This is a genomic window from Candidatus Methylomirabilota bacterium (assembly GCA_035260325.1).
GTDB lineage: Bacteria > Methylomirabilota > Methylomirabilia > Rokubacteriales > CSP1-6 > AR19.
The window spans coordinates 1-8,421 of the sequence record DATFVL010000208.1 but is presented as its reverse complement, the minus strand read 5'-3'; the positions used below and the strand labels follow the sequence as shown (position 1 = coordinate 8,421).

Annotated in this window: 10 protein-coding genes and 4 tRNA genes; all 14 read left to right on the top strand. The window is 72.6% G+C overall.

Annotation, left to right across the window (positions count from 1 at the left end; translation table 11 throughout):
* Positions 1-6: 6 nt before the first annotated feature.
* Entirely contained in the window at positions 7-150 is a 144-nt protein-coding gene (locus VKG64_13425; GenBank protein HKB26039.1) for an ABC transporter permease, read from the top strand.
* A gap of 8 nt (positions 151-158) precedes the next feature.
* Entirely contained in the window at positions 159-902 is a 744-nt protein-coding gene (locus VKG64_13420) for an ATP-binding cassette domain-containing protein (protein HKB26038.1), read from the top strand.
* Between the two features lie 51 nt (positions 903-953).
* Entirely contained in the window at positions 954-2,147 is a 1,194-nt protein-coding gene (locus VKG64_13415; protein ID HKB26037.1) for an MlaD family protein, read from the top strand.
* Positions 2,128-3,495 (top strand): DNA repair protein RadA, encoded by a 1,368-nt coding sequence (gene radA / locus VKG64_13410; GenBank protein ID HKB26036.1) that lies wholly within the window; start codon positions 2,128-2,130, stop codon positions 3,493-3,495. Before VKG64_13415 ends, radA begins: the two co-directional genes overlap by 20 nt.
* 21 nt (positions 3,496-3,516) lie before the next feature.
* Complete coding sequence (locus tag VKG64_13405) at positions 3,517-4,512, top strand: PIN domain-containing protein (protein HKB26035.1); 996 nt, start codon at positions 3,517-3,519, stop codon at positions 4,510-4,512.
* Positions 4,505-5,185 carry a 2-C-methyl-D-erythritol 4-phosphate cytidylyltransferase gene (gene ispD, locus VKG64_13400; GenBank protein ID HKB26034.1) on the top strand — a complete coding sequence of 227 codons (681 nt, stop codon included), beginning with the start codon at positions 4,505-4,507 and terminating at the stop codon, positions 5,183-5,185. The genes VKG64_13405 and ispD overlap by 8 nt, the downstream gene beginning before the upstream one ends.
* Complete coding sequence (gene ispF / locus VKG64_13395; GenBank protein ID HKB26033.1) at positions 5,182-5,661, top strand: 2-C-methyl-D-erythritol 2,4-cyclodiphosphate synthase; 480 nt, start codon at positions 5,182-5,184, stop codon at positions 5,659-5,661. The genes ispD and ispF overlap by 4 nt, the downstream gene beginning before the upstream one ends.
* Positions 5,658-7,064, top strand: coding sequence for a cysteine--tRNA ligase (cysS, locus tag VKG64_13390; protein HKB26032.1), 1,407 nt, complete (start codon positions 5,658-5,660; stop codon positions 7,062-7,064). Before ispF ends, cysS begins: the two co-directional genes overlap by 4 nt.
* A gap of 4 nt (positions 7,065-7,068) precedes the next feature.
* A complete protein-coding gene (gene rlmB, locus VKG64_13385; GenBank protein HKB26031.1) occupies positions 7,069-7,824 on the top strand; it encodes a 23S rRNA (guanosine(2251)-2'-O)-methyltransferase RlmB in 756 nt (251 codons plus the stop codon).
* Between the two features lie 39 nt (positions 7,825-7,863).
* Positions 7,864-7,938, top strand: a tRNA-Thr gene (locus tag VKG64_13380).
* 37 nt (positions 7,939-7,975) lie between these two features.
* A tRNA-Tyr gene (locus VKG64_13375) sits at positions 7,976-8,061 on the top strand.
* 12 nt (positions 8,062-8,073) lie between these two features.
* Positions 8,074-8,148 (top strand) — tRNA-Gly (locus VKG64_13370).
* A 14-nt stretch (positions 8,149-8,162) separates the two neighbouring features.
* A tRNA-Thr gene (locus tag VKG64_13365) sits at positions 8,163-8,238 on the top strand.
* A 43-nt stretch (positions 8,239-8,281) separates the two neighbouring features.
* The coding region (locus VKG64_13360; protein HKB26030.1) for a GTP-binding protein at positions 8,282-8,421 on the top strand (140 nt) is incomplete at its 3' end.

Below are 8,421 nucleotides of genomic sequence, written 5' to 3'. Positions count from 1 at the left end.
ACGCTCATCGGGTGCTACAACGGACTCAGCACCCAGGGGGGGACGGAGGGGCTGGGGCGCGCCACGACGGCGACCGTCGTCCACGTGACCATGGGCGTCATCGTGTCGGACTTCTTCCTCACCAAGCTGTTCCTCACCCTGTTCTACTGAGGGCGGACGTGGCGGATCCGGTCGTCGAGCTCGTGGGCGTGCGGAGGAGCTTCGAGGCGGTCGAGGTGCTCCGCGGCGTGTCGTTCGCCCTCGCGAAGGGCGAGACCCTGGTGGTGATGGGCGGCAGCGGCTCGGGCAAGACGGTGCTGCTCCGGCTGATCGCGGGCCTGATCCGACCGGACGCGGGGAAGATCCGGGTGTTCGGCCGGAGCATCGAGCGGCTCAGCGAGGAGGAGCTCCTGCCGATCCGGCGGCGGATGGGCTACGTGTTCCAGGGGGCGGCGCTGTTCGACTCGCTCTCGGTCTACGAGAACGTGGCCTATCCGCTGCGGGAGCACGCGAGCCTGCGCGAGGAGGAGGTCCGGGAGCGCGTCGAGCGGAACCTCGGGCTCGTCGGCCTCGGGCGCGAGGTGCTCCGGCTCCTCCCCGCCGAGCTCTCGGGCGGCATGAAGAAGCGCGTCGGGATCGCCCGTGCGCTCTCGGTGGAGCCGGAGCTGCTCCTCTTCGACGAGCCGACGGCGGGCCTCGACCCGACCAACGCGAAGCTCGTCGCCGAGCTGATCGAGACGCTCCACGGCGGCGTCTGCGACACGGCGATCGTCGTGACGCACGACCTCGAGCTGGCGAAGACGGTCGCGGACCGCGTCGCCGTGCTGATCGACGGGCGGTTCGCCGCGATCGGCCCCGTGGCCGAGATCCTCGAGACCGACAATGCGGCCGTCCAGGCCTTCCTGGCGGGCGACGCGAGGTAACGTAGGGATGAACGTGGCCGTGCGAGCCGCAACCGAAGGTGAGGCGAGCCTGTGAACGACGAGCGGCGCGAGCTCGGCCTCAAGTTCCGCGTGGGCATCTTCGTGCTTCTGGCGCTCGCCGCGTTCCTCGGCACGATCTACGCGCTGGGCGCGCGGGCCCGGTTGTTCGAAGCGCGCTACGTGATCCATGCCGACTTCACCGAGGTCGCCGGTCTCACGGAGGGCGCGACGGTGCGTCTGGCCGGCGTGCAGATCGGGCGCGTGACCGGCGTGCACCTGCCGGGCGAGCCCGGCGGCAAGGTGCGCGTGGACCTCGACATCACGCGGCGCTACGCGGACCGCATCCGGCAGGACTCCGTCGCGCGCATCGAGACGCAGGGCCTGCTCGGCGACAAGGTCGTCGAGGTCACCGTCGGGACCACCGCCGCGCCCGCGCTCCGGGCCGGCGAGGTCCTGGCCGCGCGCGACCCGACCGACTTCGGGCGCATCCTCAGCGAGGGCGCCGGCGCCGCGAAGGACGTGGGCGCGCTCGTGGCCGAGCTCCGCAAGTCCGCCGAGACGCTGAACCGGTCGAAGCTCATCGAGAACGCGTCCTCGACCGTGGACCGGATCAACCGCGTCGTGGACCAGGTCGAGCACGGGCGCGGCTGGGCCCACGCGCTGCTCTACGAGGAGCCGGTTGCCCTCCGCAAGCTCAACGAGGCCATCGCGACGACCCAGGCGCTTCTCGACCGCGTCGAGCGCGGCCAGGGCGTCGCCGGCGTCCTCGCCTCGCCGGAGAGCACGGCGGCGGCCAAGCGCTTCGTCCTGGCCATGGACCGGCTCGCGCGGATGGTCGAGAAGCCCGAGGGCGAGGAGGGGCTCCTGCCCGGCCTCCTGTTCGACCCGAAGTACAAGGGCACGCTCGAGGACCTCCGCGTGACCGCGCACAACCTGCGCGAGATCTCGGATCGCGTGGCGGGCGGGCGCGGCGCGCTCGGCGCTCTCGTGACCGGATCCGCCGACGACCGCGGCCTGCCCGGCGCCGTCGAGGATCTGAAGGCCGCCGTCCACAACCTCAAGGGCATCAGCCAGAAGATCAACGCGGGCGAGGGGACGATCGGCGCGCTCGTGAGCGACCCGACGGTCTACGAGCGCCTCGTGACGATCCTCGAGGGCGCGGAACGGTCCTTCCTCCTGCGATCGCTCATCCGGAGCCTCGGGGACAAGGGGACGGAGCCCAAGGGTGACGGCGCGCGACGCTAGCGTCTACCGCTGCCAGCAGTGCGGCTTCGCGAGCCCGAAGCCGGGCACGTGCCCGGACTGCAAGCGCGCCACGGGCGAGCTCGTCCCCCTCGTGGAGGAGCGCGCGGTGCCCGCGCGCGGGCCCCGGCGTCCCGCGGCGGCGCGGGAGGGGCCGCGGCCGCTCCGGGAGATCTCGCTCGAGCGCGGCGACCGGCTCGCGACCGGCCTCGGCGAGCTCGACCGCGTCCTCGGCGGCGGCGTCGTCCGCGGCTCGCTCGTCCTGATCGGCGGCGAACCCGGTGCGGGCAAGTCCACGCTGCTACTCCAGGCCGCGCGGGCGCTCGCGCGGGTCGCGCCGCCGGTGCTCTACGTCTCGGCCGAGGAGTCGGCGGCGCAGGTGAAGCTCCGCGCCGACCGGCTCGGGATCGCCGGCGACGGGCTGCTCCTCTGGGCGGAGACGGACCTCGCCGCGGTGCAGGCGGCGCTCGACGACGTGAAGCCCCGCGCGCTCGTCGTCGACTCGATCCAGACGGTCTACCTGCCGGACCTCGAGTCGGCGCCGGGGAGCGTCGCGCAGGTGCGCGAGTGCGGCGCGCGCCTCATGACGCTCGCGAGGGGGCTCGGCGTCGCCACGTTCCTCGTGGGCCACGTCACCAAGGAAGGCGCCATCGCGGGGCCGCGCGTCCTGGAGCACCTGGTGGACACGGTCCTCTACTTCGAGGGCGAGAGCCATCACGCGTACCGCATCCTGCGCGCCGTCAAGAACCGCTTCGGCTCGACCAACGAGATCGGCGTGTTCGAGATGGGCGAGCGCGGGCTCGTCGAGGTCGCGAACCCCTCCGGCTTCTTCCTCGCCGAGCGCCCGCGGGGCGCGGCCGGCTCCGTCGTCGTGTCGAGCCTCGAGGGGACACGGCCGCTGCTGCTCGAGCTCCAGGCCCTCGTCGCCCGCGCCTCGTTCGGCACGCCGCGCCGGACCGTGCTCGGGGCCGACTACAACCGCGTCTGCCTGCTCCTCGCGGTGCTCGAGAAGCTCGGCGGGATGCCGCTCGCGAGCCAGGACGTGTTCGTGAACGTCGCCGGCGGCGGCCGGGTCACGGAGCCGGCCGCCGACCTCGGCATCGTCGTCGCCACCGCGTCGAGCTACATGGACCGCGCCGTCCCCGGCGACGTGCTCGTCCTCGGCGAGGTGGGGCTCACCGGCGAGGTCCGCGCGGTGAGCGGGATCGAGCTCAGGCTCAAGGAAGCGGCGGCCCTCGGCTTCCGCCGCGCCGTCGTCCCGCGGGGCAACGTGGACGACCGCGCGAAGCCGCCCCTCGAGGTCCGTGGCGTGGCCACGGTCGGCGAAGCGCTCGACGTGCTCCTCGGCTGAGCGCGTGACGGGACACCGTCCATGACCAGAAACGTCGTCAGGCTCGTCGTCCTCTGCGTCTCGGTCGCCATCGGCGCCTCGGCCGCGCGCGCGCTCGGGGTGTCCGCCGCCGTCGGCGCGGCCGCCGGCGCGGTCGCCGCCGTGGTCGCCATCCTCCTCGAGATCCGCGCGGCCGCGCTCCCGCTCGAGCGGCTGGTGTGGGGCGCCGCGGGCGGGCTTCTCGGGCTCGGCGCCGGGCTCGTGGTCGGCGCCGCCGCCGCCGGCCTCGTGCCCGCGGGGGCCGGCGCGGCGACGCGCGCGATGGCCGTCCTGCTCGGCGCCTACCTCGGCGCCGCGACGGCGCTGGCGCGGCTCGGGGACGTCGACGTGATCCCCGGCCGCCTCGCCGGCGGGCGTCCCCGCGGGCTCGACAAGATCCTCGACACGTCGGCGATCATCGACGGACGGATCGCCGACGTCTGCGAGACGGGGTTCGTCGACGGCCGGCTGGTGGTGCCGCGCTTCGTGCTCGCCGAGCTCGGGCGGGTCGCCGACACGCCGGACGGCGTGCGGCGCGGCCGGGGTCGGCGCGGCTTCGAGGTCCTCCAGCGCCTCCAGCGCCTGCCGAAGGTCAGCGTCGAGATCGACGAGCGCGCCGTCGCCGGGACGGAGGTGGACCAGCAGCTCATCGAGCTCGCGCGGGCGCGTGGCGGCAAGCTCGTCACCACCGATTTCAATCTGAACAGGCTGGCGGAGCTCCACGGGGTGCCGGTGCTGAACGTGAACGAGCTGGCGAACGCGCTGAAGCCGGTCGTCGTGCCGGGCGAGGCGATGACGGTCCAGGTGCTCCGCGAGGGGAAGGAGCCGGGGCAGGGCGTGGGGTACCTGGACGACGGCACGATGGTCGTCATCGAGCAGGGCCGACGGTCTATCGGCCGGCCGCTCGAGGTCGTGGTGACGAGCGTCTTGCAGACGCCGGCGGGCCGCATGATCTTCGCCCGCTCGCGGGAGGAGGCGCCGGTCGCGCACGATGGCTAAGCTCGCGGTCGTCATCCCGGCTGGCGGCCTCGGCACCCGCTTCGGCGGGCCTACGCCCAAGCAGTTCCTGCGCTTCGGCGCCGCGACGATCCTCGCCGTCACCGTCCGCCACTTCGCGGCTCACCGGTCCGTGAGCGCCATCGTCGTCGCGGCGCCCGAGCGGTACGTCACGCGGGCGCGGCGGGTCCTGACGCCCCTGGTGCGGCGCGCGCCGCTCACGGTCGTCGCCGGCGGGCGCACGCGCCAGGACTCGGTCTGGCTCGGGCTCCAGGCGGTGCCCGACGACGCGCAGATCGTGGTGGTCCACGACGCCGTGCGCCCGCTCATCACGCGGAAGCTCGTCGATGCGGTCGTCGCCGCCGCGGAGGCGTCGGGGGCCGCGATCTGCGCCCTGCCGGTCGCGGAGACGGTCAAGCGCGTCCGGGGTGATCTCGTGGAGTCGACGCTCGATCGCTCGGAGCTCTGGGCCGTACAGACGCCGCAGGCCTTCCGCACGGACCTCCTCAGGGAGGCCCACGAGAAGGCGCGGCGCGACGGCGTCGTCGGCACCGACGACGCGATGCTCGTCGAGCGCCTCGGGCACCCGGTGCGCGTCGTGCGCGGGCTCCCCGAGAACGTCAAGATCACCACGCCCGAGGACCTCCGCCGGGCGCGGCGCGCGGCGCGCCGGTGACGCGTGCGGGCTTCGGCTTCGACGTCCACCCGTTGGTCGAGGGCCGCCCCCTCGTGCTCGGGGGCGTGACCGTCGAGAGCGACCTCGGTCTCGGCGGCCACTCCGACGCCGACGTGCTCTCCCACGCGATCGCCGAGGCGCTCCTGGGCGCGCTGGCGCTGGGCGACCTCGGTCGCCACTTCCCGGACACAGACCCGCGCTACCGCGGGATCTCGAGCCTCGCCCTCCTCCGCCGCGTGGTGGCGCTCGTGGCCGAGCGCGGCGGAACGATCGTCAACGTGGACGCGACGGTGCTCGCCCAGGCGCCGCGGCTCGCGCCGCACCTGCCGGAGATGGCCAAGCGCCTGGCCGACGCGCTCGGGCTTGCCGCCGACCGGGTCAGCGTGAAGGCCAAGAGCCCCGAGGGGCTCGGCCTGCTCGGGCGCCGCGAGGGCATCGCGGCGATGGCGGTGGCGAGCGTCGAGGTGGGCGCGTGAGCCTCCGGATCTACAACACGATGACGCGGACCAAGGAGGAGCTGATCCCCCTCACGCCGGGCGAGGTCCGGATGTACGTCTGCGGGGTGACCCCCTACGACTACTCCCACATCGGTCACGCGCGCAGCGCGATCGTGTTCGACGTGATCCGGCGCTACCTCCGCCACCGCGGGTACCGCGTCACGCTCGTCCGGAACTACACGGACGTGGACGATCGGATCATCCGCCGCGCCAACCAGGAGGGCGTCAGCGCGCGCGAGGTGTCGGAGCGATACATCGAGGCCGAACGGCAGGACATGCGGGCGCTCGGGGTGCTGCCGGCCGAGGTCGAGCCGAAGGCGACCGAGAACATCCCGGAGATGATCGAGCTCATCGAGCAGCTCGTCGCCCGCGGCTTCGCCTACATCGTGGACGGCGACGTGTACTTCGAGGTCCGGAGCTTCCCGCCCTACGGTCGCCTCTCGGGCAGGAATCTGGACGAGCTCCTCGCCGGCGCGCGCGTGGAGGTGGACGAGCGCAAGCGCGACCCGCGTGACTTCGCCCTGTGGAAGGCGGCGAAGCCGGGGGAGCCGTCGTGGGAGAGCCCGTGGGGCCCTGGACGCCCCGGCTGGCACATCGAGTGCTCCGCGATGTCGAGGAAGTACCTCGGGCAGCCCTTCGACATCCATGGAGGCGGCGAGGACCTGATCTTCCCTCACCACGAGTGCGAGATCGCCCAAGCCGAGGCCGGCACCGGGAAGACGTTCGCACGCTACTGGATCCACAACGGGATGCTCAACATGGGCGCCGAGAAGATGTCGAAGTCGCTCGGCAACACGCTCACGATCCGCGAGGTCGTCAAGCGCCACGACGCTGATGCGCTCCGGCTCTGGATTCTCGGCACGCACTACCGCCACCAACTCGAGTGGTCGGAGGAGCGCGCGCAGGAGGCGGCGCGCGCGCTGGAACGGCTGACACGCCTCATCGGCGACGTCCAGGCGTTCTGGTCGGGCGCGCCCGGCGCCGCGACGCCGCCCGAGGCGTTCCGGCCGTACCGCGAGCGGTTCGTGTCCGCGATGGACGACGACTTCAACACGCCGCAGGCCCTCGGCGCGCTCTTCGACTTCGGCCGCGTGCTCTACGAGTACGGCGCGCGGGCCTCCGGCGATCCGGACGCGCGGAGGGCGTTCGTCTCGGGCGTCGAGGAGCTGGCGACGCTCATGCGGACGCTCGGGTTCCTCGCGCGTGGCGTCGAGCCCGCGGGCCCGCCCCCCGAGGTCGCACGGCTGGTGGAGGCGCGGAGCGACGCGCGGAGCCGGCGCGACTTCCGGCGCGCCGACGGGCTCCGCGCCGAGATCGAGCGCCTGGGCTTCGCCGTGGAGGACACGCCGAGCGGCCCGCGCGTCACGCGGAAGGACGCGTGAGCCGATGACGGACGAGGGCCGGATCTACGGCCGCAACCCGGTGCTCGAGCTGCTCCGGAGCGGCGGCAAGCGCGCCGACGAGATCGCCGTGCTCGCCGGCGCGCGGGGGCCGCTCGCCGAGGTCGTCGCGCTCGCGCGCCGTGCCGGCGTCAAGGTCTCCTTCCGCACGCGCGAGCAGCTCACGGCGATCGCGGGCACGGACCGCCACCAGGGCGTCGTCGCGCGCGTCGCGTCGGCCGAGTACGCGGACCTCGCCGAGCTGCTCGAGATCCCGAAGCGTCGCGGCGAGGCGCCCTTCTTCCTCGCCCTCGACCAGGTGCAGGATCCGAGGAACTTCGGCGCCCTCCTCAGGACGGCGGAGGTCTTCGGCGCCCACGGTGTGATCGTGCCGAAGCACCATCAGGTGGGGCTCACCGAGGCCGCCGCGCGGGCGGCGATGGGGGCGGTCGAGTACATCGCCGTGGCGCGCGAGACGAACCTGGTCGGCGCCCTCGAAACGCTCAAGAAATCCGGCATTTGGACCTACGGCAGCGCCGTCGGCCAGGGCACGCCCGCATGGGCCGCCGACCTGACGGGTCCTCTCTGCCTCGTTCTCGGGAGCGAGGGAGAGGGCCTTCGTCCGCTGGTCGCGCGGACGTGCGACGTGCTGCTGACGATCCCGATGGCCGGCCGCGTCGGCTCGCTGAACGTCGGCGCGGCGGGCGCCGCGCTCTGCTACGAGGTCGCGCGGCAGCGAGCTCTGCGAGGTAACACTGCTTGACTTATGAAATACTGACGACTAGAGTGAAGTTTTGTCTGTGCTGGCGTAGCTCAGTGGCAGAGCAACTGCCTTGTAAGCAGTGGGTCGGGGGTTCAAATCCTCCCGCCAGCGCCAGCTTTTTCAAGGGGTTCCATCGCATGCCGGCGGATTCGGGGAGGTACCCAAGTGGCCAAAGGGGGCAGACTGTAAATCTGCTGGCGGATGCCTTCGGGGGTTCAAATCCTCCCCTCCCCACCATCATGGTTTCGGGCGGGAATAGCTCAGCGGTAGAGCGCCAGCCTTCCAAGCTGGGGGTCGCGGGTTCGAATCCCGTTTCCCGCTCCACGATTTGTGGGATCGCCCATGTAGCTCAGTCGGCAGAGCGCGTCCTTGGTAAGGACGAGGTCTCCGGTTCAATCCCGGACATGGGCTCCATTCCGAGCAGCGCTGTCGCGACCGCCAACGGGAGGTAGCGCGCATGGCGAAGGCGAAGTACGAGCGGACGAAGCCGCACGTGAACGTGGGGACGATCGGGCACATCGACCACGGCAAGACGACGCTGACGTCGGCGATCACGAAGGTGTTGCACACGAAGTTCAGCGGGGTGGCGGTGCGGGA

Bases quoted from the DNA above. Each gene is read 5' to 3' on its own strand.
- VKG64_13405 (HKB26035.1), top strand. From the start codon at position 3,517: ATGACCAGAAACGTCGTCAGGCTCGTCGTCCTCTGCGTCTCGGTCGCC.
- ispD (HKB26034.1), top strand. From the start codon at position 4,505: ATGGCTAAGCTCGCGGTCGTCATCCCGGCTGGCGGCCTCGGCACCCGC.
- rlmB (HKB26031.1), top strand. From the start codon at position 7,069: ATGACGGACGAGGGCCGGATCTACGGCCGCAACCCGGTGCTCGAGCTG.